The sequence below is a fragment of the Amycolatopsis sp. NPDC114505 genome (assembly GCF_055633615.1).
This window is the reverse complement of sequence record NZ_JBVKDV010000004.1, coordinates 166,089-192,986: the sequence shown is the minus strand read 5'-3', so window position 1 is coordinate 192,986 and position 26,898 is coordinate 166,089. Positions and strand designations below refer to the sequence as shown.

30 protein-coding genes are annotated in these 26,898 nt (G+C 71.8%); 10 read left to right on the top strand and 20 right to left on the bottom strand.

Annotation, left to right across the window (positions count from 1 at the left end):
* Positions 1–137 precede the first annotated feature (137 nt).
* Entirely contained in the window at positions 138–980 is an 843-nt protein-coding gene (locus ACZ7OU_RS39085) for an alpha/beta fold hydrolase (RefSeq protein WP_470259170.1), read from the top strand.
* Here ACZ7OU_RS39085 and ACZ7OU_RS39080 read toward each other — a convergent pair.
* The 3 genes from ACZ7OU_RS39080 to ACZ7OU_RS39070 form a co-directional block, all read right to left on the bottom strand.
* Positions 954–1,958, bottom strand: coding sequence for a pirin family protein (locus tag ACZ7OU_RS39080; protein ID WP_470259169.1), 1,005 nt, complete (start codon positions 1,956–1,958; stop codon positions 954–956). The genes ACZ7OU_RS39085 and ACZ7OU_RS39080 overlap by 27 nt on opposite strands.
* 552 nt (positions 1,959–2,510) lie before the next feature.
* On the bottom strand, positions 2,511–2,807 hold the full coding sequence (locus ACZ7OU_RS39075; RefSeq protein WP_470246312.1) for a hypothetical protein: 297 nt from the start codon (positions 2,805–2,807) through the stop codon (positions 2,511–2,513).
* 140 nt (positions 2,808–2,947) lie between these two features.
* Complete coding sequence (locus ACZ7OU_RS39070; RefSeq protein WP_470246313.1) at positions 2,948–3,391, bottom strand: single-stranded DNA-binding protein; 444 nt, start codon at positions 3,389–3,391, stop codon at positions 2,948–2,950.
* Positions 3,392–3,516: 125 nt separating this feature from the next.
* On the opposite strand from ACZ7OU_RS39070, the gene ACZ7OU_RS39065 reads away from it, so the two are divergent.
* Positions 3,517–4,134: a PhoU domain-containing protein gene (locus tag ACZ7OU_RS39065; RefSeq protein ID WP_470259168.1), complete on the top strand. Its 618-nt coding sequence runs from the start codon at positions 3,517–3,519 to the stop codon at positions 4,132–4,134.
* A 49-nt stretch (positions 4,135–4,183) separates the two neighbouring features.
* Here the strand turns inward: ACZ7OU_RS39065 and ACZ7OU_RS39060 are convergent, their stop codons facing one another.
* Positions 4,184–4,585, bottom strand: a complete 402-nt coding sequence (locus tag ACZ7OU_RS39060) for a zinc ribbon domain-containing protein (RefSeq protein WP_470259167.1) — start codon at positions 4,583–4,585, stop codon at positions 4,184–4,186.
* A gap of 101 nt (positions 4,586–4,686) precedes the next feature.
* On the opposite strand from ACZ7OU_RS39060, the gene ACZ7OU_RS39055 reads away from it, so the two are divergent.
* Positions 4,687–5,112 (top strand): nitroreductase/quinone reductase family protein, encoded by a 426-nt coding sequence (locus ACZ7OU_RS39055; protein ID WP_470259166.1) that lies wholly within the window; start codon positions 4,687–4,689, stop codon positions 5,110–5,112.
* Here the strand turns inward: ACZ7OU_RS39055 and ACZ7OU_RS39050 are convergent.
* The 5 genes from ACZ7OU_RS39050 to ACZ7OU_RS39030 form a co-directional block, all read right to left on the bottom strand.
* Positions 5,109–7,229 carry a transglycosylase domain-containing protein gene (locus tag ACZ7OU_RS39050; protein ID WP_470259165.1) on the bottom strand — a complete coding sequence of 707 codons (2,121 nt, stop codon included), beginning with the start codon at positions 7,227–7,229 and terminating at the stop codon, positions 5,109–5,111. The two genes, ACZ7OU_RS39055 and ACZ7OU_RS39050, sit on opposite strands and share 4 nt — an antisense overlap.
* A 36-nt stretch (positions 7,230–7,265) precedes the next feature.
* Positions 7,266–8,087 (bottom strand): ABC transporter permease, encoded by an 822-nt coding sequence (locus ACZ7OU_RS39045; RefSeq protein WP_470246318.1) that lies wholly within the window; start codon positions 8,085–8,087, stop codon positions 7,266–7,268.
* A complete protein-coding gene (locus tag ACZ7OU_RS39040) occupies positions 8,047–8,850 on the bottom strand; it encodes an ABC transporter ATP-binding protein (RefSeq protein WP_470259164.1) in 804 nt (267 codons plus the stop codon). The genes ACZ7OU_RS39045 and ACZ7OU_RS39040 overlap by 41 nt, the downstream gene beginning before the upstream one ends.
* Positions 8,847–9,287, bottom strand: coding sequence for a MarR family winged helix-turn-helix transcriptional regulator (locus tag ACZ7OU_RS39035; RefSeq protein WP_470246320.1), 441 nt, complete (start codon positions 9,285–9,287; stop codon positions 8,847–8,849). The genes ACZ7OU_RS39040 and ACZ7OU_RS39035 overlap by 4 nt, the downstream gene beginning before the upstream one ends.
* 70 nt (positions 9,288–9,357) lie before the next feature.
* The gene (locus ACZ7OU_RS39030; protein ID WP_470259163.1) at positions 9,358–9,678 is read right to left on the bottom strand and encodes an ArsR/SmtB family transcription factor; all 321 of its coding nucleotides are present in this window, start codon (positions 9,676–9,678) and stop codon (positions 9,358–9,360) included.
* 85 nt (positions 9,679–9,763) lie between these two features.
* On the opposite strand from ACZ7OU_RS39030, the gene ACZ7OU_RS39025 reads away from it, so the two are divergent.
* The 5 genes from ACZ7OU_RS39025 to ACZ7OU_RS39005 all read left to right on the top strand — a co-directional run bounded on the left by ACZ7OU_RS39025 (position 9,764) and on the right by ACZ7OU_RS39005 (position 13,450).
* Positions 9,764–10,753 (top strand): zinc-dependent alcohol dehydrogenase family protein, encoded by a 990-nt coding sequence (locus tag ACZ7OU_RS39025; protein WP_470259162.1) that lies wholly within the window; start codon positions 9,764–9,766, stop codon positions 10,751–10,753.
* Positions 10,754–10,975: 222 nt separating this feature from the next.
* The gene (pspAB, locus tag ACZ7OU_RS39020; protein ID WP_470246323.1) at positions 10,976–11,533 is read left to right on the top strand and encodes a PspA-associated protein PspAB; all 558 of its coding nucleotides are present in this window, start codon (positions 10,976–10,978) and stop codon (positions 11,531–11,533) included.
* Between the two features lie 71 nt (positions 11,534–11,604).
* Positions 11,605–12,015 carry a VOC family protein gene (locus tag ACZ7OU_RS39015; protein ID WP_470246324.1) on the top strand — a complete coding sequence of 137 codons (411 nt, stop codon included), beginning with the start codon at positions 11,605–11,607 and terminating at the stop codon, positions 12,013–12,015.
* A 57-nt stretch (positions 12,016–12,072) separates the two neighbouring features.
* Positions 12,073–12,711, top strand: a complete 639-nt coding sequence (locus ACZ7OU_RS39010) for a hypothetical protein (RefSeq protein ID WP_470246325.1) — start codon at positions 12,073–12,075, stop codon at positions 12,709–12,711.
* 61 nt (positions 12,712–12,772) lie between these two features.
* Positions 12,773–13,450 (top strand): GNAT family N-acetyltransferase, encoded by a 678-nt coding sequence (locus tag ACZ7OU_RS39005; RefSeq protein WP_470259161.1) that lies wholly within the window; start codon positions 12,773–12,775, stop codon positions 13,448–13,450.
* Between the two features lie 1,087 nt (positions 13,451–14,537).
* On the opposite strand, the gene ACZ7OU_RS39000 is transcribed toward ACZ7OU_RS39005, so the two are convergent.
* Positions 14,538–14,963 (bottom strand): DUF2269 family protein, encoded by a 426-nt coding sequence (locus ACZ7OU_RS39000; RefSeq protein ID WP_470259160.1) that lies wholly within the window; start codon positions 14,961–14,963, stop codon positions 14,538–14,540.
* Between the two features lie 135 nt (positions 14,964–15,098).
* Here ACZ7OU_RS39000 and ACZ7OU_RS38995 point away from each other — a divergent pair, with 135 nt between their 5' ends.
* The gene (locus ACZ7OU_RS38995; protein ID WP_470259159.1) at positions 15,099–15,455 is read left to right on the top strand and encodes a hypothetical protein; all 357 of its coding nucleotides are present in this window, start codon (positions 15,099–15,101) and stop codon (positions 15,453–15,455) included.
* Here the strand turns inward: ACZ7OU_RS38995 and ACZ7OU_RS38990 are convergent.
* From ACZ7OU_RS38990 to ACZ7OU_RS38960, 7 genes are all read right to left on the bottom strand, one after another.
* Positions 15,452–16,069: an amino acid permease gene (locus tag ACZ7OU_RS38990; RefSeq protein ID WP_470259158.1), complete on the bottom strand. Its 618-nt coding sequence runs from the start codon at positions 16,067–16,069 to the stop codon at positions 15,452–15,454. The genes ACZ7OU_RS38995 and ACZ7OU_RS38990 overlap by 4 nt on opposite strands.
* Positions 16,021–16,320 carry a hypothetical protein gene (locus tag ACZ7OU_RS38985; protein ID WP_470259157.1) on the bottom strand — a complete coding sequence of 100 codons (300 nt, stop codon included), beginning with the start codon at positions 16,318–16,320 and terminating at the stop codon, positions 16,021–16,023. The genes ACZ7OU_RS38990 and ACZ7OU_RS38985 overlap by 49 nt, the downstream gene beginning before the upstream one ends.
* 427 nt (positions 16,321–16,747) lie before the next feature.
* Positions 16,748–18,025: a sensor histidine kinase gene (locus ACZ7OU_RS38980; protein WP_470246331.1), complete on the bottom strand. Its 1,278-nt coding sequence runs from the start codon at positions 18,023–18,025 to the stop codon at positions 16,748–16,750.
* 99 nt (positions 18,026–18,124) lie between these two features.
* Positions 18,125–19,555, bottom strand: a complete 1,431-nt coding sequence (locus ACZ7OU_RS38975; protein ID WP_470259156.1) for a carboxylesterase/lipase family protein — start codon at positions 19,553–19,555, stop codon at positions 18,125–18,127.
* A gap of 179 nt (positions 19,556–19,734) precedes the next feature.
* Entirely contained in the window at positions 19,735–21,909 is a 2,175-nt protein-coding gene (locus ACZ7OU_RS38970; protein WP_470259155.1) for a xanthine dehydrogenase family protein molybdopterin-binding subunit, read from the bottom strand.
* Complete coding sequence (locus tag ACZ7OU_RS38965) at positions 21,906–22,868, bottom strand: FAD binding domain-containing protein (protein ID WP_470259154.1); 963 nt, start codon at positions 22,866–22,868, stop codon at positions 21,906–21,908. Before ACZ7OU_RS38965 ends, ACZ7OU_RS38970 begins: the two co-directional genes overlap by 4 nt.
* Complete coding sequence (locus ACZ7OU_RS38960) at positions 22,855–23,307, bottom strand: (2Fe-2S)-binding protein (protein ID WP_470246335.1); 453 nt, start codon at positions 23,305–23,307, stop codon at positions 22,855–22,857. The genes ACZ7OU_RS38965 and ACZ7OU_RS38960 overlap by 14 nt, the downstream gene beginning before the upstream one ends.
* 193 nt (positions 23,308–23,500) lie before the next feature.
* Between ACZ7OU_RS38960 and ACZ7OU_RS38955 the strand changes: the two genes are divergently transcribed.
* The gene (locus ACZ7OU_RS38955) at positions 23,501–24,067 is read left to right on the top strand and encodes a TetR/AcrR family transcriptional regulator (RefSeq protein WP_470246336.1); all 567 of its coding nucleotides are present in this window, start codon (positions 23,501–23,503) and stop codon (positions 24,065–24,067) included.
* Here ACZ7OU_RS38955 and ACZ7OU_RS38950 read toward each other — a convergent pair.
* The 3 genes from ACZ7OU_RS38950 to ACZ7OU_RS38940 are packed head-to-tail and all read right to left on the bottom strand — an operon-like array spanning position 24,064 to position 26,861.
* Positions 24,064–24,429, bottom strand: a complete 366-nt coding sequence (locus ACZ7OU_RS38950; protein WP_470246337.1) for a hypothetical protein — start codon at positions 24,427–24,429, stop codon at positions 24,064–24,066. The genes ACZ7OU_RS38955 and ACZ7OU_RS38950 overlap by 4 nt on opposite strands.
* A gap of 39 nt (positions 24,430–24,468) precedes the next feature.
* On the bottom strand, positions 24,469–25,959 hold the full coding sequence (locus ACZ7OU_RS38945; protein WP_470259153.1) for a CoA-acylating methylmalonate-semialdehyde dehydrogenase: 1,491 nt from the start codon (positions 25,957–25,959) through the stop codon (positions 24,469–24,471).
* A 32-nt stretch (positions 25,960–25,991) separates the two neighbouring features.
* Positions 25,992–26,861, bottom strand: coding sequence for a Cgl0159 family (beta/alpha)8-fold protein (locus tag ACZ7OU_RS38940; protein ID WP_470259152.1), 870 nt, complete (start codon positions 26,859–26,861; stop codon positions 25,992–25,994).
* Between the last annotated feature and the right edge of the window lie 37 nt (positions 26,862–26,898).

Sequence of the window (26,898 nt, the reverse complement as noted above, 5' to 3'; positions counted from 1 at the left end):
CGTGTGGCGTGCTGGGCGGGCGAGGGCGCTCGCTTGGTGCGTTGGGTGGGCGCGGTTGATCCGGTGGTGTTCGGGGGCGGCGGTCCTTTGCTCGGCTGAGGGTTGCCTGGGCCGCCTGGGGAGTGTCAGGGTCGGGGATGCCGATCTTCTCCGCGCCGGATGGGACCGCGCTTGCCTTTCGCCTTTTCGGTTCCGGTGGTGAGCCCGTCGTCTGCCTGCCTGGTGGGCCCATGCGGGCCGGTGCCTATCTGGGGGATCTTGGCGGGCTTGGGGCTCGGCGGCAGCTCGCCGTGCTGGATTCGCGGGGGACCGGGGACTCCGAGGTACCCGATGACCCCTCGACCTATCGGTGCGATCGGCAGGTCGAGGACGTCGAAGCGTTGCGCAAGCACCTTGGCCTCGAGCGGTTCGACCTGCTGGGGCACTCGGCCGGGGCGAGCCTTGCCACCCTCTATGCCGCTCGCTATCCCGGGCGGCTGCGGCGGCTTGCGCTCGTCGCTCCCAGTCCGCGGGCCGTCGGGTTGCAGCTGCCCGTTGGCGATCGGCGGCTGATCATGGCGCGGCGGGCCGGTGCGCCCTGGTTCGAGGCCGCCGCCGCGGCCTATGAGGCGATTGCCGCCCGGACCGCCACCAGTGCCGACTGGGCCGCCGTTGCCCCGATGTACTACGGCCGCTGGGACGACGCCGCCCGGCGGCACCAGGCTGCCGAGGCCGGTCAGCGCAACGGTGCCGCCGCGCGCGTCTACAACGCCGATGGTGCCTTCGAACCCGAGCTGACCCGGGTCGCGCTCGGTGGTGTCGAGGCTCCCGTGCTGGTGCTCGCGGGCGAGCTGGACTGGATCGCCAGCCCGGGCGTCGCCGGCGAGTTCGCCGGCCTGTTCCCGGATGCGCGGGTCGTCGTCCTGCCCGGTGCCGCGCACTACCCGTGGCTGGACGACGCGCCCGCGTTCGTCTCAGCCGTGGCCGGGTTCCTGGGCTGAGGCGGGGTTGCGGCGCGGCTTGATGCGGACCGCCGGCAGCTCCGGTGCCGGCAGCCGCGGCGGGGTGCCCGTGTAGCCCGAGACGCTGCCGAACTGGTCGGACTCCGCCTGCCAGGCTTCGCGGAAAGCCGCGATCTCCTCGTGGGTCCGGCCGACGAAGTTCCACCACATCAGGATTTCTTCGTCGAACGGGGTTCCGCCCAGAAGGAGGAACCGGGCCGGCGTCGCGCCCCGGTTGCTCAGCGTCAGAGAGCGCAGGCCGGTGCCGACGTAGCCCAGCTCGGCCGCGCGGACGCGGGTGCCCGCGACGACGACGTCGCCGGAGTCGACCAGGACGCCGTGCTCGAAGCGGGGGTCGACGCCGAGGGACATGTGGGCGTCCGGGCCCAGCACGATCTCCGCGCCCAGGAGCGGGGTGAACGTCGGGATCGGGGACGTGCGCCCGGCCAGCGACCCGAGGAACACCCGGATCTCGGCGCCTTCGATCCGGTTCACCGACGGCACGTAGTGGTCGAAGGCGCGGGCCGTGTGGCGGTGCCGCTCGGGCAGGGCCACCCAGAGCTGGACGCCGTGCAGCGTCTTCGCGGCTTCGGTCGAGACCTCGGAGTGGCAGATACCGTCGCCGCCGGTCATCAGGTTCAGCTCGCCGGGGCGGATCATCGCGTGCGTGCCCAGGCTGTCGCGGTGCTCGATCTCGCCGGCGAACAGCCAGCTCACCGTCTGCAGGCCGGTGTGCGGGTGCGGGGCGACGTCCATCGCGCCGGTGACCTCGGTCGGGCCGTAGTGGTCGGCGAAGCACCAGGCGCCGATCAGGGACCGGGAGCGCTGGGGGAGCGTCCGCCGGACCCGCATCGCCCGCGGGCCGCCCAGGGGGACCTCACGCGGGGTGAGGATCTCGACGGCCGGGTGCTCGGGGTCGGCCGTCGCGGGCCGGTCGCCGCAGGCGAGCTCGGTGGGGGCGGCCTCGGTGTTGCTCATGGCCGCCACGGTAGTCGCGATCCCCGCCCGGGCTCGGCCTTGGTGGAGGGGCGGGACAGGTGGAGATGGTTCCCGCGGGGTTCGTTGGCCGGGATGGTGCCTGCGCGGCAAGGGGTCTCGCCGGCTGGTGGCTGCGACCCGGCCGGGTGGGCGGGGGGCCTGCGCGGACGGGGCTGGTGGCGCCGACTCGGTCGGGTGGGCCGGGGTGTGCCTGCGCGACACGGGGTCTCGGGCGTCCGGGTGGCAGCGACCTCGCCGGGTAGGCAGGGGCGGGCTGGTGGCACCGACTCGGTCGGGTGGGCCGGGGTGTGCCTGCGCGACAGGGCGGCCGGGTGGCTGCGTACCTCGCCGGGGGCGGGGGTGTGCCCGCGCGGCGGGGGCCCGGGTCGGCGGGGCCGCCGACCCGGCCGCCGAGAACGAGGTCCTCGGGCGATGCTTGCAGGCGCGGCTGAGCAGCTCGTCGGGATCGGGCACCGCGCCGGGGTGAGCCGGAGTAGGTCGCGGCTGCGATGGCGCCGTCGTTGTGGAGTTGTCAAGGTTCGCGTCGCCGGGTCAGGCGGCGTGGTGCTTCTGATGCTGCGCCTTGAGGATCGCCTGGCCGTCGGGGGTCAGGGTGGCCGGGACCAGCTCGCCCGGGAGACCGGGGCGGGCCGCGCGGAGGAGGCCCTGGTGGGCCAGTGTGTGGGCCGCGAACTGGTCGCCGCACGAGACTCCGTCGATGAACAGGTCCGGCTCGCTGCTGCAGGACACCCGGCCGCGGCCCGCGCCGACCGCTCGCAGCATCGCCAGCATGCGGTGGTTCACCAGGGGGTGCACGGCCGGTGTTCCGGTCTGTTCGTCGCTGGTCATCTCGGTCCCTCCCGCTCGTGGTTCGACCTCTTCCTACCCATGCGTCGAACCAGGTGACGGGATTTCGACAGCACAGGCGGAACCGGCCTGACCTGAAGCGTCCGTCCATCGTCACCGCCGGCGGTCGAGCCCGGGTCGACTCAGAACGGAGGCTCCGCGCCGGCGGCCACCGGGACCGGCTCCGGTGTCCACGAACTGCTCTCCTCGCCGCCGGCGGCCCGGCTGAGCCTGGTCACCTTCGCCGTGGCGTAGCGCAGGGCCGGGCCGATCTCGTCGACGTCGAGCTCCGTCACGGTGCGCTTCTCACCCTCCTTCGTGTCGTACGACCGCTGTCTCAGCCGGCCTTGGACGACCACGCGGGTGCCGCGCCCGAGCGACTCCGCGACGTTCTCCGCGTACTGCCGCCACAGGCTGCAGCGCAGGAACAGCGCCTCGCCGTCGCGCCAGGCGCCGGACTCGCGGTCGAACGTGCGCGGCGTGGACGCGACCGTGAAGTTCGCGACCGCGGCGCCGGACGGCGTGAACCGCAGCTCGGGGTCGGACGTCAGGTTGCCGACCACGGTGACCAGCGTTTCGCCTGCCATCGGTCTCCTCCTTCTCCTCCGGGTGCGGGTGCACCGCTCTCGCCGACGAGGAGAGCACGGGGGTCCGACAGTTCCGGGCCGGGCGACGAGATGCCGGTACCCGGCCGGGCTGGTTTCCTGCCGCCATGCCGACGGCGTTTCAGAAGGAGCTGGGCACGCTCGCCCACCGGCTCGCGGACCTGTGCGCGCTGGTCGTGCGCGCGCTCGAAGGCGCCACGCGTTCCGTCCTCGAAAGTGACCACACGCTGGGCGGACGGGTGCGGGAAGACGTCGCCGCGGTCGTCGCGCTCGGGGCCGCGTGCGAGGACCAGGCGTGTGCGCTGCTGGCCCTGCACACGCCGCGGGCCGACGACGTGAAGGTGGTCGTCGCCGCCGTCCACACCGCCGCGGATCTCACTCGGATGGGTGGTCTTGCGCGGGAGGTCGCGGAGCCGCGGCGGGTGCCGGTGGAGGTGCGACCGGCGCTCGGGCGGCTGGGCGGGCACGCGGTGGCCGCGGCCCGCGCGCTTCAGGGGCTGCTCGCCGGAGCGGGCGGCGCCGGAGCGGGCGGCGCCGGAGCGGGCGGCGCCGGGGTGGCCGACGCCGTCGCGCTCGCCGAGGCGGCGGAGCGAGCGCTGCGTGAAGAGGTACGCGGGCACGCCGCGGTCGACGTGGTGCTGCTCGCGGCGGTCTACGGGCGGTTCGCCGGGACCGTGGCCGTGATCGCGCGCCGGGCCGCGGCGTTCGCGCCGATGGGTGCCTGACCGAGCGAGGGTTACGCCGATTTATCCCTGATTGTCCGAAAAGGACGGCTCAGCTGCCCTGCTGCGGGTACTGCTGCCCGCCACCCTGCGACGGGTGCTGCGGCTGCGGGAAACCCTGCGGCTGGGACGGGTGCGGTGGCTGGAAGCCCTGCGGCGCACCCTGCTGCGGGAAACCCTGCTGCTGCGGGTACCCGCCGGTCGGCGGCTGCTGGCCCTGCTCCTCCTGCGCCTGCAGGCGGACGGCGTCCTCCTTCGGGATCCGGTTCTCGATCCCGCAGAACGTGCACTGCGCCGAGTACTTCACGCTGATCGGGAAGAGCGGGATGAAGAAGAGCGTGAACTTCGTGACCGCCTTGCGCACCGCGTGCGAGGCGGGGTTGCCGCACCGGCCGCACAGGAAGGTCGTCATCGCCAGCACGTAGATCCGTGTCCGCCAGCCCCAGATCAGCATCGGTACTTCTTTCTCCCAGGTCTTCTGTCCGCCGCGCAGCGTCGCACACCGGCGTGCCGCCGCGTGGCGGTTTCGCCGAACTCGGGGACTAGATTGTGATCATGCCGAGCGATTTCGCCCTCAAGACCATGAACGCCGTGCACCGCGGCCTGATCAAGCTCACCGGCGGGAAGGTGGGCTGGCACGCCGCCATGCCCGTCCTGGAGCTCACCACGACCGGCCGCAAGAGCGGGCAGCCGCGGTCGGTGCTGCTGACCTCGCCGCACCAGGACGGCGACACGCTGGTCGTCGTCGCTTCGCGCGGCGGGGACGACACGCACCCCGCGTGGTTCCTCAACCTGCGCGACAACCCCGAGGTCGAGGTGTCGCTCAAGGGCGCCGCGAAGCGGCCGATGCACGCCCGCGTCGCCGACGCCGACGAGCGTGCGAAGCTCTGGCCGAAGATCTCCGGCGACTTCAAGAACTACGCGCAGTACCAGACGAAGACGGAGCGCGAGATCCCGCTCGTCTTCCTCGAACCGCGCTAGCTCCGCGCGGTCAGGTAGTCCGGGTCCGGGCCGGGGATCTGCTGGTCCGGCACACCCGCGAGCAGCTGGCTCATCGCGTGGAAGTACGGCGGCGCCGCGACCGTGCCGCCGAACGCGCCGTGGCCGCAGTTGCCGAGGTGCACGGGTGTGCCGGGGCAGATCTCGCGTGGGTGTGGGCCGTCGGCGAAGACCATCGACGAAACCGCGTAGCCGTCGACGCCGCCGACGAACGCCACGGACTCGCTCTGCTGCGTCGTCCCGGTCTTGCCGATGTCGGGGCGGGTCCAGCCGGCGGCGTGGGCGGCCTGGGCCGACGTGCCGGCCGTCGTGTCCTTGCTCAGGCCCGCTTCGAGGGTGTTCGCCACGCCGGTCGGGATGACCTGCTCGCACGCCTGCTGCGCCACCGGGACGGCGGTCCCGTTCCGGTCGGTCACCGACAGGATCGGGCTCGGCGGGCACCAGACGCCGCCGCTCATCAGCGTCGCCGAGACATTCGCCATCTCCAGCGGGCTGACCGGGCTGTTGCCGAGGGTGAACGACAGCAGGTTCTGGAAGTACTTCGACTGCGGCTGGTTGTACTGCGGGTTGGCCGAAGCGGGGTCCGGCGCCGCGCCCGCGTCGTTGGTCGCGAGGGTGTTCCGCAGCCCCAGCTTGTACGCCATGTCCAGCACGGCCGGCATCCCGACCTGGCTCTCCAGCCCGACGAAGGCGACGTTCGGCGACGTCGCGAGACCGTCGGCGAGGCTGATCGGATCGGCGTAGTGGCCGTCGTTGTGGACGGTGTAGCAGGCCGTGCGCGCGTTGGCGTTCGGCGGCGCGAAGCACTGGCTGTCCGGGTTGGGCAATGGCGTCTCCAGACCCGCCTTGCCGGTGACGAGCGCCGCGGCCGAGGTGAAGATCTTGAACGATGAGCCCGCGCCGAACTCGTTGCTCGCGTCGGCGACGATATCCGTGGACGTCTCGCCCCGCGCCGGATCCGTGCCGTAGTTCCGGTTCGCGACCATGGCGAGCACCTGGTGGCCGGCCGAGCCCGGCTGGACGACGGCGAAGGTGTTCGCCACGCCGTCCTGGGTGGTCGGCACGTTGGCGTCGACGGCGTCCTTCGTGACCTGGGAGACGTGCGGGTCGAGCGTGGTCTTGATCGTGTAGCCGCCGGTGGCCAGCTGGTCCGCGGTGAAACCGGCGTGCACCAGGTAGTTCTCGGCGTAGGCGCAGAAGAACCCCGCGTCCGGCGCCGCGCCCATGCACGTCGCGGACGGTGTCACGGGTCCGTCCGGCAGCAGCCCGAGCGGCGCCGCCTTCGCCGTCGCCGCGTAGGACGCCGGGAGGGAGCCGTTGCTGACCATGGCGTCGATGACGAGGTTGCGGCGCTGCAGTGCTTTGTCCGCGTGGGTGTACGGGTTGTAGACGCTGGGGTTGTTCACCATTCCGGCGAGCAACGCCGCCTGCGGCACGGTCAGTTTGTCCGCCGTCGTCCCGAAGTAGGCTTTCGCGGCGGAGGCGACCCCGTACACCGTTCCGCTGAATTCGACCACATTGAGGTAATTCGCCAGAATGTCGTCCTTGCTCATGGTGTCGTTGAGCTGGACGGCCATTTTCGCCTCGCGCAGCTTGCGCGCGAGCGAGTCCTCGCGGTCTTCCTGCTGCGCGATCGGGTTGGTCCGGTCGACCACGTTCACGAGGTAGTTCTTGACGAGCTGCTGCGAGATCGTCGACGCGCCCTGCAGCGCGCCGCCGGCGCTGTCGTTGACCGCCGCGCGCAGCATGCCCTGCATGTCGACGCCGCCTTCGGTGTAGAAGCGGCGGTCCTCGATCCCGATGATGGCGGCCTTCATCGTCGTCGCGATCCCGGCCGAGGTCACCGGCAGCCGGTACTGCGCGTAGAGCGTCGCGATCGGCGTGCCGTCCCGGTCGGTCACCGTCGTGGTCAGCGGCGGGTCGGCGGCGGCGAGCTGGGCGGAAATGGCGTCCACCGAATCGCTGACCTGATTCGACAGCAGGCCGGCGCCGATGGCGGCGGGCGCCATCGTGCCCGCCACCAGAATTCCGGCGAGAACACACAAACCGGCAAAAGAGACCACGCCAGGGCGACCATTCACGAATCCGAGATTAGCCATCCGGGAATGAAGCTTCCGTTCGGTGAGACATGTGCCTCAACGGGCCAACCTGCCGAGCAGGGCCGAAGCGACCGAAATCGCGGCGACCGTCGCCGCGGTCAGCACGGCGAAGTCGAGCCCGAGGTGCGACGGGGTGCCGATCAGCAGCCCGCGCAGCGCGTCGACCTGGTAGCTCAGCGGGTTGACGTGGCTGAGCACCTTCAGCCACGACGGCATCAGGTCCACCGGGTACAGCGCGTTCGAGCCGAAGAACAGCGGCATCGTGATCGCCTGGCCGATGCCCATCAGCCGCTCGCGCGACAGCACGATCCCGGCGATCACGATGGACAGGCAGCAGAAGAACGCCGACCCGAGCACGAGCACGACGGCCATCGCGAGCAGCTTCAGCGGGTTCACGGTCAGCCCGACGCCGAGGATCGCGGCCAATATCAGCACCATCAGGGCCTGCACGAGCGCGCGGACGCCGGCGGCGAAAGCCTTCCCGGCGACGAGCGCGGCCCGCGGCGTCGGCGTCACGAGGAGCTTGGCGAGCACGCCCGCGTCGCGTTCCCAGATGATCTGGATGCCGTAGAAGATCGAGATGAACAACGCCGACTGCGCGAGGATGCCGGGCGCGAGGTAGTCGAGGTACGGCGTCGAGCCGGTCGGGATCGCCTTGAGCCGGGTGAACGTCTCGCCGAAGATCAGCAGCCACAGCGCGGGCTGGATCGCCCGGGTGAGCAGCTCGGTCTGGTCGCGGCGCAGTTTCTGCAGCTCCACCAGGCACATCGCGCCGACGCGGGCGGCGAGGATGCGCACCTGGCGCAGCGGGCCGGGGTCAGCCGAGACGGCGGGCGGTGCGGCGAGCGGCACGGACACTGCGGATCCCTCCTTCGTCGGTTTCGAGGCGGTCGCCGGTGACCGCCCGGAACACGTCGTCCAATGTGGACCCCGGGCCGAGGTCGGTCTCGAGGTCGGCGGGGGTGCCCAGCGCCCGGATCCGGCCGGCGTGCATGAGCGCGACGCGGTCGCAGTACTGCTCGGCCTCGTCCATGTAGTGGGTGGTGACGAGCACGGTCATGCCGGTGTCGGTGCGGATCTGCGTGATCCGCTCCCACACGGCCGAGCGGGCGACCGGGTCGAGCCCGATCGTCGGCTCGTCGAGGATCAGCAGCCGCGGCGAGCTGACCAGGGCCTGGGCGAGCTCGAGCCGGCGGATCATGCCGCCGGAGTAACCCTTCGCGACGCGGTCGGCTTCGCCGGCCAGCCCGACGAGGTCCAGTGCGCGCCGCACCTCGCCGTCGCGCCGGGCGCGCGGCACGTCGAAGAGCCGGGCGAACAACGCGACGTTCTCGCGGCCGGTCAGCGCGCCGTCGGCCGACAGCTGCTGCGGGACGTAGCCGATGAGCCGCCGCACGGCCATCCGGCGGCGCGTGACGTCGACACCGAAGACCGTGATGCGGCCCGCCGCGGTGGGCAGCAGCGTGGTGATCATCCGGAGCGTCGTCGTCTTGCCCGCCCCGTTCGGGCCGAGCAGGCCGAACACCTCGCCGGGCGGGATCTCCAGGTCGACGCCGTCCACCGCGCGGGTCGTCCCGAACGAGTGGCTCAGGCCGGTGCACCGCACCGCGGGTTCGGTCATGGCTGCTCCTTCAGGATGCCCATGAGCTTTTCGAGGGCGGGCAACGCCTGTTCGATCGCTGCCGTGTCCTCTTCGGACAGTCCGGTGAGCGCTTCGGCGACGAGCCCGGTCCGGGCGCGCCGCCACGACGCCATCCGGTCGCGCGCGGCGCCGGTGACCTCCAGCCGGGCCGCGCGCCGGTCGGCCGGGTCGGCTTCGCGGCGCAGCAGGCCGGCGTCGACGAGCTGGTTCACCAGCGTGCTGACCGAGTTGGCGGCCAGGTGCAGCTCGCGCGCGGCCGCGGCGACGCCGATGCCGGGCTGATCGGCCACGACGCGCAGGACCTCGACCTGGGCGCCGGGCAGGGGGAAGCCAGGCACCTCGGCGCGCACGCGGCGGCGCACCACCCGGCGGATCCCCTGGACGGCGCCGAGCAGTCGTTCGGCGAGTTCGGTCATGTCGCCAAGGTAGCTCTGACTCAGATCTATTAGCAACGCTAAATGTCTGGTTGGCGAAGAAGCTCCTGGTTCAGCGGGCGGCTTCGGCGAGAGCCAGGTCGAGCAGACCGGGGAAGCGCACGTCGAACTCCTCTCGGCGCAACGCGTTCAGCCGCTGCGTGCCGCTGTCCCACTGCTTCAGCAGGCCGGCCGCGCGAAGGATCTTGAAGTGCCGGGACGCGGCGGGCTTGCTGACCGGCGGCATGATCGCGCCGCACGACTGGCCGGGTTCACGCGCGAGTGCGGCGACCATGGCCAGCCGATACGGGTCGCGCAGGGCTTCCAGGGCCTCGGCGAACGTGACGTCCTCGAGGGCCGGGTGGTCCAAGGGGGTCGCGGTGCGGCTGGCCATGGTCCGAGTATCCCTTGGTTGCCGGAGCGCGGGCGGCTGTGCCATGGTCGATGTTAGCCAATCGATTAACATGAGGAGGTCGGCGGTGCGCGTCTATCGCCCCGAAGCTGGCAAGCTGGTCCAGCGTGAAGAGGCTGTTCCGGAGCCCCGGCGCGGCGAGGTGCTCGTCCGGGTCCGGGCGACGTCGCTGAACTACCGGGACCTGCTCATCCTCGACGGCGACCACTTCACCAACGGGCCCGGGAGCCTGATCCCGGTGTCCGACGCCGCGGGCGAGGTCGCCGCGGTCGGTGACGGCGTGACGCGCTTCGCTGTCGGTGACCGGGTCGTGAACGCCTTCCATTCGAACTGGATCGCGGGACGGCTGCCGGATTCGCTGGTCGGCTACGGGAACGGCCAGGACGGCTGGCTCACCGAGTACCGCGCCGTCTCCGAGCACGCGCTCGTCGCGCTGCCGGATTCGCTGACCTTCGAACAAGGGGCGACGCTGCCGTGTGCCGCCGTCACCGCGTGGACGTCGCTGGCCGGGGTGCGGCCGGGCGACGTCGTGCTCACCCTCGGCACGGGCGGGGTGTCGCTGTTCGCCCTGCAGCTGGCCAAGGTGCTCGGCGCGCGGGTGGTTGCCACGACGTCCAGCCCGGAGAAGGCCGTGAAGCTGACCGAGCTCGGCGCCGACACCGTGATCGACTACCGGGCGACCCCCGAGTGGGGCAAGGCGGTCCTCGACGCCACCGGCGGCCGCGGCGCGGACCGGATCGTCGAGGTCGGCGGGCCCGGCACGTTCGCGCAGTCGCTCGTCGCCGCCGGGACGCACCACGCCGAGATCGCGCTCGTCGGGTTCGTCGGCACCGGCGGTGCTCCGGTCGAGTTCATGGACCTGTTCCGCAGCGGTGCGACCGTGCGGAAGATCTGGGTCGGCAGCCGCGAGGACACCGAAGACCTCCTGCGGCAGCTGGCGGTGCGGCCGATCGAGCCGGTCGTCGACAGCGTTCATTCCTTCGACGACGCCGGGGCAGCCTGCGAGCGGTTCCGGAGCCGCGAGAACTTCGGGAAGGTCGTGATCACCTCCGCGTGAGGCGAAAGGGATACCGCTGATCGGCTGAACCTGACCCGGAGTGACCGTTCGGCGGCGAAGTGCTGCCGTTCGCCGCGTGCCGGCGTGGTTCCGGGACGGAACCGGTGCCGCGGGCGCATGCTGTCCTTTCCGACCCCGCGACCCCGCGCCTGACGTCCACTGTGGACATTGCCAGAGCGCCCGGCCCGGCGGCCTTCTCGACCGGAAAAGGACACACCGCCCGTGACCCTGCTGGACCACAAGCTCGTCCGTTACTGGACGTCCCGTCCGCACCTGCAGTCCCTGTACACCCTCGCCGCGGCCGCCCCGCGGATGCGCGCCGCGCTCGGCCTCACGCCCACCGGCGGCGGCACGGTCGGCTTCAAGGTGGACGGGGACGCCCTGGCCCGCACCGAAGCGGAGCTGATCGCCGCGACGTCGGCGCGGCTGCCGGTGCACCCGCTGGTGACGCAGGACCTTTACGGCCGCTCGACGGTCCGGTGCTGGCGCCGCAACCACGACCTGCGCGTGCTGACCGGCGACCTGGTCGACGTCGCGGACCGGCTGGCCCGGGCGGGCTACGGCGGCTGCCTGCGGTCGGCGACCGTCGAGTTCGCCGAGCCGGGCGGGCGCCGCGACCGCAAGCTCGCGCTCGTGTACCTCTTCGACCGCGGCACGTTCCACACCGCGCCGGCCGCCGGAGCCGCGCCCCTCGACCGCGCGCTGGAACTGCGCGCCCGTGCCGCGCTGCACGGCGCGCTGCCGTTGGAACCGCACGCGCACCGCCGGTTCGTCGTCTGAAATTCTCGCGTTTGTCGAGGTCACGGGCTTCTGCGAAGATGCTGCTCTCGTTCGAGGAGTAGGAGATCGCAGTGGCTACCGTGCTCAACCCGTACCTGAGCTTCCGCGCCGAAGCTCGGCAGGCCATGGAGTTCTACAAGAGCGTCTTCGGCGGCACCCTGAAGGTGAACACCTTCGGGGAATTCGGTTCACCCGAAGGAGCGGACGCGGACAAGATCATGCACGCCCAGCTGGAGACGGACAACGGCTACACGCTCATGGCGTCCGACACCCCCACCGGGATGGACTACAACCCGGGCACCAACATCACGGTCAGCCTCAGCGGCGACGACGCGGGCGATCTGCGCGGCTACTGGGACAAGCTGAGCGAGGGCGGAACCGTGACGGTTCCGTTCGAAAAGCAGATGTGGGGCGACGAATTCGGTGCCTGCGTCGACAAGTTCGGCATCCCGTGGATGGTCAACGTCGTCCAGCGGGCGTAACGGGGCGTTGCAGCCCGCGCCCGCGTCGGTGACGATGAGGGGGGAGAAGGAGGCCCGATGGCGGGTGCCCCCTGGATGTGCGCGCAGTGCGGCGCGGTCAACGACCCCGCGGCCGGACGGTGCGGCACCTGCTCGAGCCTGGCCCCGGGCCGGGCCCGGGCGCGGGCGTTGTGGGTGCTGCTGACCCTGATGCTGGTCGCCGGTGTCGCGATCGGCGGGGTCCTGCTGTTCACCGCCCGCTCGAAGCCCTCGCCGGACGCCTCCGGGCCGTTCCCGGCGTACACGACGCCCGCCCTGCCGACGACCAAGACCGTCGTCACGACCGCGAACGCCGTCACCCCGCCGGTGACGCCGTCCACGTCGGCTTCGCCGTCGTCGACGCCAGCGGGGAAGCCGTGCCCGGGGGACGCGGCGCGGTACCTGCCGGGCGGCCAGGGGACGGCGCTGCTGGTCGCGCAGACGGCGAAGTCGCTGATCACGATCTGCCAGGTACCCGACGGGCGGGTCTTCTACGACGGTCAGGCGCGCGGGCAGGCGGCCTCGGACGACACCCACATCGTGCTGCCCGCCCAGGCTTCGGGCGACGGTTTCGTCGCGAAGAACGGCGACTACACCTACCAGGTGGACGGCGGCAGGCTGATCGTGTCGGCCGGGTCCGGCGTGCTCTCGGACGACGAGCTGACGACGGTCGGCTGAGCGCCCGCTCAGGATGTGGGAGCGCCGCCGCGCGAACGGCGGTTTCGAGCATCCTGGCGACATGGCTTCTCCGCTCGACAACCCGACTTGGGCGTCGCTGACCGGTCCACACGCCCGCTTCGCGGAACGGCGCGGGCGCGCGGTGCGCTACCCCGAGGACGTGGCTCCCTTCCTGGGCCTTCCCGACGCGCCCGACGAGCAGGACTGGCTCGACGTCGCCGAGCTCGCCGGGCCGGGAGCCGTCGTCGTGCTCGCCGCCACCGCCGCGCGCCCGCCGTCGGGCTGGGAGGTGCTCGACGCGCTGCCCGGTGTCCAGCTCGTCGCCGAGAGCGTCGCGGCCGCGCCGGACCCGGAGGCCGTCCGGCTGGGGCTCGCGGACGTGCCGGAGATGCTCGACCTCGTCGAGCGGACGAAGCCGGGGCCGTTCCGCAAGCGGACCATCGAGCTCGGCACGTACCTCGGGATCCGGCGGGGCGGCGCGCTGGTCGCGATGGCCGGGGAGCGGCTGCACCCGCCGGGCCACACCGAGATCAGCGCGGTGTGCACGGACCCGGCGTACCGCGGGCAGGGCCTCGCGACGCGGCTCGTGCACGCGGTGGCGGCGGGAATCGTCGAGCGCGGCGAGACGCCGATGATGCACGCGGCCGCGAGCAACACCTCCGCGATCCGTCTCTACCTCTCGCTCGGCTTCGTCCTGCGGCAGCGGCCGGACTTCGTCGCGGTCCGGGTGCCGGGTTAGGCGCCGGTCTTGTAAGGCAACTGAGCTAGCGGAGGACAGTGGCGGTGGTGCATTGGCGTAGCCAGGCCGGAAGATGCGGCTGTGCAGAACTCCCGGCTACCGTTGTGCTCGGCTGCTCGCCGTGGTGCCATTAAGTGCTCAACCAACTGATCAAGTCTCGTGGCGATAACAACTGCTGCTGCAAGCGGGGTATTGGTCGTTGAAATCTGGACTGATGCGGCATGAGGTCCTTACGATTACCCTGCGTCGCACGGCGCGCGAAATCGCGTCCGTTGGGCTCTGCTCCGCCCGCGTTGGATAGTCGTCGGGCGTGGAGTGTTGTATTCTTCGTTCAGCATTCGAGTCTCAGTGATCGTTTCCGCATCGCTCGGGTTGCCCCTGCGCGTGATCGGATCCGGCGCGGGGTCAACGGCTCTGCGCCGCGGGGCCACCCACACCGGGTGAGGAGACGATCATGAGCGGCGCGGATGCCGACGAGGACCACTGGTATATCCGGAAGCGATTGGCGGGGGCTGCTTGACGGTCTTGCGCTGTTCTTGGAGGTCACCGCTTCGGCGGGCTGCCTCGAAGATGGCAACGGCCTGGCAGCCAAGGCTGCCAGGCTCGCTGCGATCGGGCTCCGGATGGCCGCGAAGCTGGTTCGCCGGTAACCCTCGTTGAACAGCCGTGCGCAGCGGTCGGTGTCGGTAGCACTGGCCGCTGCCTCGGTCTGTCTGTTGCAATGGTACCTATGCGGGGTCCTGAGGGAAAGTTAGGCTGAAAATTCAAGTAACTGCGATCTTTGTTCCCAGGGGATTGCGACGCGTACTTTGATCTGTGTAGTTCGTTGCTGCGGGACCATGTCGTCCCAGGTTGAGGGCGTCGAACCTGATCGACTCGCTGGTATGAGCTGCGGGCGTATGTGTTATGAACGATTTGCGCGTAGTTTGTTGCAGATTTGTGCCGTGGAACCTTCTGTCATGAGTTCTGTCTCGTTTGTCGACCGTGCCGGTGATATTCGGGGACGCTCATTCCCCTGGAAGGCACCCGGCGCTGAACGTGGGCTCGGCGAAGGCGGAGAACGGCTTCCTGTAGATGCTCGACCCGGTTAAGCGCCGGTCGAGGAGCCGGGGCGGACGATCATCAGCACCGTCACCGCCGCCCACAGCAGGTTGAACACCCCCGTGACCATCGCGAGCCTGCTCAGTTTGTCCGAAGTGGACTCCTCGGCCAGCAGGCGCCGTTGCCGCGGCAGTACCAGGGCCGCGAGCACCGCGGCCGCGATGGCGGTCAGCCCGATGGACACGAGCAGCCACGGGTCGCCCATGACGTGCATCGTGCCCGCGACGCCGAAGCCGAACACCGGGACCGCGATGGCGGCGTAGGCGTACACGCGGCAGATCCGGTGCAGCGTCTTCGCGATCTTGAGATCACCCTTCCGGACGGCGGCGGGGAACATGCTGGCCGCGACGGCGACCGGGCCGACGGCGACGATCGCCGCCAGGACGTGGACCGAGAGCAGGAATTTCGACACCCGCCGAAGTTAGCGATCTTCGCGCGGCACCGGCAGTGGCTGGAATGCCAAGAACCGCCGAGATCCGGCCAATCAGGTCCGGAAGTCGATCCGGGTGGTTCCCCTTCGACGAACAGGTGAGGAAAGGGGATCGCGATGACCGCCACGACGTGCACCACCACCCGGGTCCGCAGCCTGCCGGTCCTGCTCGCCACCGAGGACGACGCCGAAGACGTCGGCCTGCTGGCGCCGGACGACCGCCTGACCTGCCACGTGCACGGCCGGTGGATCCACCAGTGCGTCGCCTCGCCGGCGCACGTCAGCCCGGTCACCCGGCACCGCTGGTGCCGGGGCTGCCGGACCGAGCTGTGCGTCGCCGTCGACGAGCTGTCGCTCGGGGTTTCGATGACCTGCCCGCGGTGCGGTCACGGCGGCAGCGCCGCCACCACCCGGCTGACCGCGGCCTGCCGCGCGAGCCTGGCCGCCGAGCGCGACGCCCGGCGTGCGGCCTAGCCCGAGACCGTTTCGAGGCCGAGCTCGTCCAGGCCCGCGTAGACGTCCGGGCGGCGACTCCGCAGCCACACCGCGAGCGCGAGCCCGCCGGCCACCGCCACCGCCAGCAGCCACGGCAGCAGCGCGATCGCCGGCGCTTCGGACCCGGCGAGGGTGGGGAAGTTGAGGAACGCCAGCGTCGTCACCGCGATCAGGCCCGCCCCGCCGAGGCCCGGAGCCACCGCGGTGCGCCAGATCCGGGAGTCACGCCGCTTGCGGAAGAACGCGACGACGGCGACCCCGGCCAGTGCCTGCAAGGCGATCACCCCGAGTGTCCCGATGCCGGTCATGCTGGCCGTGAGGTCGGCGAGCGGGTCCAGCCCGGCCAGCGCGTACACCGCCGCGATCAGCGTCGCCACGCCGATCTGCGTCCCGCCGGCGACGTACGGCGCGCCGTTGGCCGCGTTCGTCCGGCCGACGACCGCGGGCAGCACCCGGGCCCGGCCGAGCGCGAACAGGTAGCGCGTCGCGGAGTTGTGCAGGGCCAGCAGGGCCGCGAACAGGCTGACGACCAGCAGCAGCATCATCACGTCGGTGAGGAACGAGCCGAGGTAGGTGTGGCTGATCGAGAACACGAGGTCGCCGGTCGCGAGGTGGTCCTGGGTAGTCTTCCCGTGCGGTGCGGGTCACGCGCCTCCTCGCTGAACAGCCCGGTGGCCTCGAAACCGACGAACGCGTTGAAGGCGAACAGGAACGCGACCCCGACCGAGCCGGAGAAGACCACGCCGGGTGCGAAGGCGTGGACGTCGAGGCCGGTCCGGACGGCGATCGCGACGTCCAGGACGAGCAGGATCGACACCTCCAGGACCAGCGAGACCCCGAGCATCTTCGCGCTGACGTCGACCCCGCGCCGGCGACGAAGCAGTTGTAGCCCAGCAGCGCGATCCGCGCCGCGACCAGGCCGAGCGGGCGGCCCAGCCCCTTGGTGACGTAGACGTAGAACCCGCCCGCGCCGGTGACGACCTTGCTCATCTGCGCGTAGCCGACGCCGAAGAGCACGAGGATCACGGCGGCGAGCAGGAACGCGCCGGGCATGCCCCCGCCGTTCCCGAGCGCGATGCCCAGTGCGGCGATGACGACGATGCCGGTGAGCGGCGCGACGGCGGCCAGCACGAGGAACACGACACCCGGCGTGCCCAGCGCGTCCCGGCGCAGTGCGTCGGACATGGGATTCTCCTCCCGCGATGGCTTGGTCCGGGCATGGTGCGCCCCGGACGCCACCGCGGTCTTGCCTGCCGGCGCAGAAGTGTTGACTAGCTCGGCACCCACATCGTCACGCGGGTGCCGCGGCCCGGCTGGGAGTCCACCGTGCCGTGGCCGCCGACCTCGGCCAGGCGGGCCACGATCGACTGGGTGATGCCGAAGCCGGGCGGCCGCTCGCGGACGTCGAAGCCCTCGCCCTGGTCGCGCGCCACCACCGCGATCCCGCCGTCGCGCTCCTCCACGCGCAGCACGACCTGCTTCGTCCCGGAGTGCTTCACCGTGTTGCGCAACGCTTCCCGCACCGCTTCGCACATCGCTGTGCGGCGGTCCTGGGAGAGCTTGTCGTCGTCGGCGAAGTCCGCGGCGACGAGCTGGGTGCGCAGGCCGTCGCGGGCCATCTCGGTCGCGACGTCGGCGAGCTCGACCGCGAACCCGCGCGTCGTCCCGTTCGGGATGGGCTCGGTGATCTGGCGGCGGATCTCGGCGGCCTCGGCTTTGGCCACCGACCGCACCTCCGACAGCCGGCTCACGGCGTGCGCGTCGTCGCCCGGCGCCGAGATGGCAAGCGCTTCCAGCGTCTGCAGCACGCTGTCGTGCATGATGCGCCGGGTCCGGCGGCGCTCGGCCTCGCGCCCGCGCCGGATCCCGATGTCGACCGCGAACCGCGTGCCGGCGCCGAGGAGGATGAGGATGCCCGCGGCGAGCACGATCGCCACGCCCAGCGCGACCATGCAGCCGATCGACCGCGTCACGGAGAGCTGGTCGGTCAGCGGGAGGCCGCCGGCCAGCGTGAGCGCCGCCCGGAGCGGGACGGCCGCCACCACCAGCCACAGCGCCGAGGGCAGCCCGGACGTGCCCGCCCACATCGCCACCGCGCCGACCAGCCAGGTCCAGGACACGTCGACGGCGAACGGCTGCACCGACGCCGGGGCCGTCGCCGCGACGGCGAAGTTGAGCGCCACCCCGACGGCCAGGTCCAGGCCCAGTGCGCGGCCGGTGACGCGGGCCCGCAGCCCGCCCGAGCGCAGCACCCAGGCCACCGCGGCGGTGTTGGCCGCGACGGCGAACACCGTGGCGGCCAGCACCGGCCCCAGCCCGAGCCTGCCGTTGGCCGCGGCGAACCCGATGAACACCTTGACGAACGCCGCGATCCGGTAGGCCAGCGGCACGACGACCCAGTAGCGCGCGGCGCGGGCGAGCGTCGCGTCCCCGATGGCGGCGAGGTCGCCGTGCTCGTCGGGGGGCTCGGCCGGTTCCGCGGGTGTGCCGCTGCGCAACAACGTGCGAACGAGCGCGCGCGGCGGCGCGGCGGAGCCCGCCTCGGGCATCGGTTGGTCCCCATTTCGTCCGGCCGTCCGGGCGGTCTGAGCCTGGCAGCGCGGCGGGGGCGTCGTCAACCGCCCCCGGGGTGGGGGCAGGGGTGTTCGTCAGTAGGTGTGGAAGATCGTGTCCTCGCCCGTGTACTCCGCCCAGCCCGGCGACCCGGTGGCCGCGAAGCGGTACCAGGCGCTGTTCAGGTCGCGGGCCAGCTCCCGCGGCGGGTGCTCGCCCAGCAGGCCCCGCGGCCCGGACACCGGCCCCAGCGCGTCGAACACGAAGGGCAGCTCGAGCCCGTGGCACGCGCCCAGGCTGCCGTCGAGCAGCGGCGAACCCCACTCGAACTCGTACCGGAAGGTCCGGCCGCCGTGGTGCTCGGCCAGGTCGCGCACGCCGTCGCGGAAGACCAGGTCGGTCAGGGCGGCGACGAGGACCTCGCCCGCCGAGCGGTCCGCGCCGAGGCCGTACCGGACGAGCACGCCGGCCGGGTCGGGGTGCGACACCGCCAGCGACGCCACGGCCTGGTCGTCGGTCACCGCGTCGAGCGCGCCGGTGGGCACGAGGTAGAGCCGCATCTCCTCGCTGCAGCTGCCGACGACGAGGTCGACGTCGCGGCCCGCGCCGGCCCGGATCGCCTTGGCCGGGTGCTGCGGCAGGACGTCGTCGCCGAACACCGGGAGGAACGGGCTGAGCCCGTAGCCGCGGTCGTAGCCGAGCGCGTCGCGCAGGTCGGGGGCGCCACCGGGCCGCAGGACGGCGTCCTGCGCGTCGAGCAGCTGCTCGGTCGAGACCTTCCGGAACGCCTCGGCGGTCGGTTCGGCCTTCAGCTCGTCGGCGATCACCCGGGCGAGGCGGCGCGCCTGGACGAAGTCGCGCACCATGTCCGGGTGTCCACTCTGGACGATGGCCCGGCGGAAGAGCCCCGCCGAGAGGGGAGAACCGAGGAGGCAGGCGACGCTGACCGCGCCGGAGGCCGCGCCGAAGAAGGTCACGTTGCCGGGGTCGCCGCCGAAGCCGGCGATGTTCTCCTGGACCCACCGCAAGGCCGCGAGCTGGTCGCGCAGCCCGAGGTTCGTCGCGCCGCCGTCCAGCGGCAGGAAGCCGTCGACGCCGAGGCGGTACTGGACGGTCACGAGCACCGCGCCCGCGTGCGAGAACGACGTGCCGTCGTAGACCGGCGCCGACCCGGTGCCGCCCAGGAACGCGCCGCCGTGCACGAACACGAGGACGGGCAGGCCGGCCGCGCCGAGCTGCGGGGTCCAGACGTCGACCGTCAGGTACTCCGGGCCCGGCCGCCAGCCGGTGCCGGTGAGGGGAGCGAGGTCGAGCCCGGGCACGTCGTGCCGGCGTTGCGGTGCGGTCGGCCCCGGTCTGCTCGCGTCGCGGACGTCCTCCCACGGCGGGGCCGGGACGGGTTCGGCGAAGCGCAGGTCGCCCTCCGGCGCGGCGGCGTACGGGATGCCGCGGAACAGCGCGAAGCCGGCGGCGGTGACGTGACCGCGGACCGCGCCGGACGTGGTGGGGACGACGGGGTCGGTCATGCCGGGGGGTCCCTTCGAGGAAGATCGGACGAGCGCCCGTCAGCCTAGGACCGGGGACGGACCGCCGTCATGGGCGAACCGTCGCGGGAATTGTCGCGGATGGATAACGGCGCCGGGCCCGTTGCGCCAGGTGGCCGAACGCCGAGGGCGGGACACGCGTGCGCGCCCCGCCCCCGGCGTCAGTCTTCGAGCAGATCTTCGATGGTGATCGGGATGTGCCGGACCCGGATACCGGTGGCGTTGTGGACGGCGTTGGCGACCGCCGCGGCCATGCCGACCGTGCCGATCTCGCCGACCCCGCGCGCGCCGACCGCGTTGTGCAGGGTGTCCGGGTACTCGACGAGCTGGACGTCGACCTCCGGGATGTCGGCGTTCACCGGGAGCAGGTAGCTCGCGAAGTCGCCGTTCGCGAGCCGGCCGTTGGCCTCGATCTCCAGGCCCTCGTGCAACGCGGCCGAGATGCCCCAGATCATGCCGCCCATCAGCTGGCTGCGGGCCGCCTTGTCGTTGATGATCCGGCCCGCGTCGAACACGCCGAGCATCCGCGACACCCGGGCCTCGCGCGTCCACTTGTGCACGCGGACCTCGACGAACTGGGCGCCCCACGAGCTGAAGGAGTGCTTGGTCAGCTCCTCGCCGGGGGCCGACGAGCCGGTCACCTCGAGTGTCTCCCGGCCCAGCGTCCGCAGCAGCTCGCCGAACGTCATGGTCTGCCCGTTCGCGAAGACGCGGCCGTCGGCGTAGGTGACTTCGGCGCCTTCGAACGGCGCGCCGGGGTCGGACGCCAGGGCGACCAGCTCGTCGATCGCCTTGGTCGCGGCGATCATGATCGCCGTGCCCGCGCTCGCCGTCGCCGTCGAACCGCCGGAGAGACCACCCGGCGGCAGGGACGAGTCGCCGAGCTTCGGGGTGATCCGGTCGGCCGGGATGTCCAGCGACTCCGCGCCCACGAGGGAAAGCACGGTGAGCAGGCCGGTGCCGGGGTCCGCGCCGCTCGTCGCGACGACAGCCGTGTCGTCCGCGTTGAGCGTGACGCCGACGGTGGCCGGGAACCGCAGGGCGGGGAACATCGCGGTCGCCGCGCCCATCCCGACGAGCCAGTCGCCGTCGGTGTGGCCGCCGGGCCGGCGGTGCTGCCAGCCGAACCGGGCCGCGCCGACGCGGAAGCACTCGTCGAGGTGCTTGCTCGACCACTGCAGGTCCTTGCCCGGCGGGGCGGTCGAGTTGTTCTTGATCCGCAGCTCGATCGGGTCCATGCCGAGCGCCTCGGCGAGCTCGTCGATCGCGCTCTCCAGCGCGAACGAGCCGGGTGCCTCGCCGGGCGCGCGCATGAACGTCGTCGGCGGGACGTTCAGCGGCACGATCTTCTGGCTGATGGCCAGGTTCCGCGTCGCGTACCACTCGCGCGAGGTGCCGTGCGACGTCGGTTCGACGAACGAGCGCGCGGTGTCCGTGCTGCACCAGGAGTCGTGGCTCAGGGCGACCAGGCTGCCGTCGCGCTCGGCGCCGAGCTTGATCGTCTGGACGGTCGCCGCGCGGCCGGCGGTCGCGGTGAAGACCTGCTCACGGGCGAGCGTGGACTTCACCGGGCGGCCGAGGGCGCGGGCCGCCGCGGCGGCCAGGAACGCCGGCGACGACGTGCGTCCCTTGCCGCCGAACGCGCCGCCCACGAACGGGTTCACGCAGTGCACGGCTTCCAGCGGCACGTCGAGCGCGCTGGCGAGCTCCATCGCCTGCAGGTTCGACGCCTGGTTGCCGCTGTAGACGGTCACCTCGCCGCCGTCCCACACCGCGACGGCGGAGTGGGGCTCCATCGCGGCGTGGTTCTGCGTCGCGGTCGAGTACGTCGCTTCGACGACCACCGGGCTCGCGGCGAACGCGTCGTCGATGGACTCGACGCCGTCCTTGAGGATCTCCAGCGTCGACCCCTCGCCGTCGCGGCCCGGGGGCGCGTCTTCGGCCTCGGCGAGGCCGGCGGAGAGCGACGTCTTGGCCGGCAGCTCGCGGTAGCCGACCGTGACGAGCGCCGCCGCGTCCCGGGCCTGCTCGAACGTCTCCGCGACGACGAAGCCGATCGGCTGGCCGTAGTAGGTGACTTCCTTGGTCTGCAGCGGGACCCACGTCTCGCCGAACAGCGGCGAGGTCGCCGTCTTGAGCTCCAGCGGGTCGAACGGCGAGTACACGCCGACGACGCCGGGGGCGTCCCGCGCGGCGGAGAAGTCCATCGCCTCGATCTCGGCGTGGGCGACCGTGCTGAGCACGACGTAGCCGTAGACCTGGCCGGGGAAGGTGTGGTCGGCGCCGTACTTGGCCCCGCCGGTGACCTTCAGCGGCGCGTCGAGCCGGGTGATCATCGGGAGCTCCCCTCGGTCAGTTCGAGCAGGGCGCGGACGAGCGTCCGCTTCAGCAGCGACACCTTGAAACCGTTGTCGGACAACGGGCGCGCGCCGTCGGCGGCCACGGCCGCGGCGGTCTCGAAGGAGGCCTGGGTCGCCGGGGCGCCGCGCAGGGCGTCCTCGACGGCGGGCAGGTGCCACGGCACCGTCCCGACGCCGCCGGCCGCGACCCGCGCGTCGGCGATGACGCCGTCCCGCACGTCGAGCGCGACGGCGGCGGAGCACAGCGCGAACTCATAGGACTGCCGGTCGCGCACCTTGACGTAGGTGGAGTTGGCCGCCCAGTCCAGCCGCGGCACGGTGACCTCGGTGATCAGCTCACCGGGACGCAGGTCGTTCTCCAGCGCCGGGGTGTCGCCGGGCACCTGGTAGAAGTCGCGCAGGGCGACTTCGCGGGTGCCTTCGGCGTCCGCCAGCCGCAGGCGCGCGTCGAGCGCGACCAGGGCGACGGCCACGTCACTGGCGTGCGTGGCGACGCACGAGTCGCTGGAGCCGAAGATCGCGTGCATCCGGTTGGCGCCGCCGAGCGCCGAGCAGCCGCTGCCGGGCTCGCGCTTGTTGCACGGGGTGGCGACGTCGCGGAAGTACGAGCAGCGCGTGCGCTGCAGCAGGTTCCCGCCGATGCTGGCCATGTTCCGGATCTGCTGGGACGCGCTCAGCAGCAGCGCGCGCGAGATCGCCGGGTACACCTGCGGGTGCGCGGCGATGGCGCTCATCCGCTCCAGCGCGCCGAAACGCAGGCCGTCGCTCGTGTCGATGCCGCGCAGCGGGACCTGGTTGATGTCCAGGACGTGCCGCGGGGTGAGGACGTCGAGCTTCATGAGGTCGACCAGCGTCGTCCCGCCGGCCAGGAACGTGCCGGGGGTCGCGAGGGCGTCTTCGACGGTGGTGGGGGCGGTCAGCTCAAAGGGACGCATCGGCCCGCCTCGCCTGCTCGACGGCCTTGACGATGTTCGGGTAGGCCGCGCACCGGCAGAGGTTGCCGGACATGAACTCCCGTACGTCCTCGACGTCCTGCTCGACGGCGGCGACCGCCGACATGACCTGCCCGGCGGTGCAGAACCCGCACTGCAGGGCGTCCTGGTCGACGAAGGCCTGCTGCACCGGGTGCAGACGGTCCTCTGTGGACAGTCCTTCGACGGTGGTCACCGGCTGCCTGACGGTGGCCGCCAGCGTGAGGCACGAAAGCACGGGCCGGCCGCCGACGTGCACGGTGCAGGCGCCGCACTGCCCGCGGTCGCAGCCCTTCTTCGGGCCGGTGACGTCGAGGCGCTCGCGCAGCGCGTCGAGCAGGGTCACCCCCGGATCGACGTCCAGGTGTTCGGTACTGCCATTGACTTCGAGTGAGATTTCCACTGGTCTCTTTCCGCAGCTCGTCCGGATGGGTACCTGACGGTGGTGGTGGCGGCGATCGGGGAGCGGATACTCATCCGCTTCACCCGTTCGCGAGGCTAGCGGATTACAATCCGGTTCGCAACGAACCGGACATGCTGGAGTCGCTCCAGGTCTGGGTTAGATTCGGCGCGACGGCACGAGGAACGGGAGGACGATGACGACGGGATCGGTCAGCCCCCGGCGCGCGGACACCCGGCGTAACCACGAGCGCATCCTCGTCTCCGCCGCGGAGTCGCTGGCGAAGACGGGCGAGGTCTCGTTCAACGCGATCGCGAAGCAGGCGGAGGTCGGCGTCGGCACGGTGTACCGGCACTTCCCGACGCCGGAGTCGCTGATCCTCGCGGTGTACGAGCGCGAGGTGCGGCACATCGTCGACATCGTGCCGGTACTGCTGGAGAAGTACGCCGCCGACGAGGCGTTCCGGGCGTGGGTGACCGACCACCTGGCGCACTACATGATGACCAAGAAGGGACTCGCTGACGCGCTGCGCCGCGCGACGGCGTCCCGCGGCGAGCTGCCGGCGAGCGCCTACGAGGCGATGGTCGGCGCGGTCTCGACGTTGCTGAAGGCCAACGAGGCGGCCGGGACCGTGCGGCCGGACCTCGACCCGATGGTGGTGCTGCGAGGCCTGGCCGGGCTGCTCCTGCTCGACCCGGACGGCGACTGGCGCGGCGACGCGGCCGGTCTCGCCGAACTGCTCTGGCACGGGATGGCCCGCTAGGCGGTTTCGTCGTCGTGCAGCCGGACGGTCACCGTGACGCGGCCCTTCTCGTCGCGGTGCGCCACCGCGTGGCCGGTGCGCTCCGCGTCGTCGAGCTCGAGGGCCAGCAGGCCGCCGTCGCCGGTGAAGTTGCGCCACCAGTTCTTCGCGTCCGGCAGCCTGACGCCGATCGTGACGACGTCACCGGCCCGCCGGTAGCCGACCGGCGTGGTGAACGTGCGGCCCGACCGGCGTCCCGTGTACGTGACCTGGGTGAGGTGGCGGCGGACCAGCCGGCCCCAGCGCGGGGACGTCCGGAGCGAGCCCACGCAGGTGTTGACGCGGTCGACGGCGTTCTTCGGGAGCGGACCTCGGTAACCCATGACGGCCACGATACCAAGAAACGGAGACAGGTGTTCCGGTTAGCTGGACGTGGGGAAGTTGAAGGCGGCTGAGGTGCTCGTGTGCGGCCAGCGCGTCGTCACCACCTTCGCGCGGGTGTAGAAGCGGACGCCCGCCGGGCCGTGGATGGGGCTGTCGCCGATCAGGGAGTCCTTCCAGCCGCCGAACGAGTAGTACGACATCGGGACCGGGATCGGCACGTTGACGCCGATCATGCCGACCTTGACCTCGCGCTGGAACTTGCGCGCCGCCTCGCCGCTGCCGGTGAAGATCGCGGTGCCGTTGCCGTAGGGGTTGGCGTTGATGATCGCGATCGCCTCGTCCACCGTCTCCGCGCGCACGACCGCCAGCACCGGGCCGAAGATCTCCTCGCGGTAGGCGTCCATCTCCGTGGTGACGTTGTCCAGCAGGGACGGGCCGACGAAGAAGCCTTCCTCGTGGCCCTCGACCGTCAGGCCGCGGCCGTCGACCACCACCGTCGCGCCCTGCTCGGCGCCCCGCGCGACGGAGTTCACCACGCGCTCGCGGGCGGCCTCGGTGACCACCGGGCCCATGTCGCTGGCCGGGTCGCCGCCGGGACCGACCTTGACCTCACGGGCCTTGCGCTCGAGGACCTCGACCAGCTTGTCGCCCGCCGCCCCGACGGCCACGCCGACCGAGATCGCCATGCACCGCTGCCCGGCCGAGCCGAACGCCGCCGCCGTCAGGTGGTTGGCCGCGTACTCGAGATCGGCGTCGGGCAGGACGACCGCGTGGTTCTTCGCCCCGCCGAGGGCCTGCACGCGCTTGCCGGCCGAGGTTCCGCGTTCGTGGACGTACTTCGCGATCGGGGTCGAGCCGACGAACGACACCGCCGCGACGTCCGGGTGGTCCAGGATCGCGTCGACCGCGACCTTGTCGCCGTGCACGACGTTGAACACGCCGTGGGGCAGCCCGGCTTCGGCGTAGAGCCGCGCGACGAAGTTCGACACCGACGGGTCGCGTTCGCTCGGCTTGAGGACGAACGTGTTGCCGGTGGCGATCGCGACCGGGTGCATCCACAGCGGGACCATGATCGGGAAGTTGAACGGCGTGATCCCGGCGACGACCCCGAGCGGCTGGCGGAAGTCGTGGACGTCGACGTCGCGGGAGACCTGGTCGGAGAAGCTGCCCTTGAGGGCGTCGGCGATGCCGCAGGCGTACTCGACGACCTCGCGGCCGCGCACGATCTCGCCGCGGGCGTCGTCGACGACCTTGCCGTGCTCGCTCGAGATGATCCGCGCGAGCTCGTCCTCGTGCTTCACCAGCAGCTCGCGGAAGGCGAACATCACCTTGGTCCGCTGGGACAGCGAGGAGTCGCCCCACGCTTCGAAGGCCTTGCCCGCGGCCGCGACCGCGGTGTCCACATCGGACGCTTCGGCGAGCAGGACCTGAGCCTGCTGCTTCCCGGTGGCCGGGTCGAAGACGGGTGCCGTGCGGGTCGAGCCCGCGGGCGTGGCGGTGCCGTCGATCCAGTGTTCGATGGTGTTCACGGTGCTCCTACCGGTAGTGGCGCGAGGCGGGTTCACAACAGCCCCACCGCGGTGTCGACGGCCTTGGCGACGTCCCCGTCGTGCGGGTAGAGCAGCGAGCGCCCCACGACCAGGCCTTGCACGGTGGGCTGGGTCAGCGCGCGCTGCCAGGCGGCGAAGGCCGCGTCCGGGTCCTTGACCTCGCCGCCGAGCAGGACGGCCGGCAGGGTCGACGACGCGAGCACCCGCTCCATGTCGTCCACCACCGGCAGCTTGAGCCAGGTGTAGGCCGACGAGCGGCCGAGCCCGGCGGCGATCGTGATCGACTTGATGACGGCGTCGGGGGAGAGGTCGTTCTTGACCCGGCCGTCGGTCCAGACCGACAGGAACGGCTCGACCATGGCGATCAGCTTGCGGTCGGCCAGTGCGTTGACGGCGTTCGCGGTGTTCTCCAGGACGCTGGGCGTGGCGGGGTCGTCGAGGCAGATCCGGGTGAGCGTCTTGCCGCCGTCGAACCGCATCCGCTCGATCGTTTCGGCGTCGTAGCAGGCGAAACGGTCGTCGATCTCGAAGCTCGACCCGGCCAGCCCGGTCCGGTTCATGGACCCCAGCACGGTCTTGCCGTCCAGCACGCCGAGCAGCAGCAGGTCGTCGATGACGTCGGCGGTCGCCAGCACGCCGGTGACGCCGGGGCGTTCCAGCGCGAGGCACAGCCGCTCCAGCAGCTCGCCCCGGTCGGCCATCGCCGACGGATTGCCGCCCACGGCGTTGGCGCCGCGGGCGGGGTGGTCCGCGGCGATGATCATCATGCGGTCGCTGTGGTTGAAGAGCGATGTGGCCCGGACCCGGTTCGTGGCCGCCTCGGCGATCGCTCCCGGGTCGTGCACGCGCTTGGCGACGAGACGCCGCACCAGGTCGGTCACAGTCGCTCCCTCGGCTCGCTCGGGACCGTCGATCGGC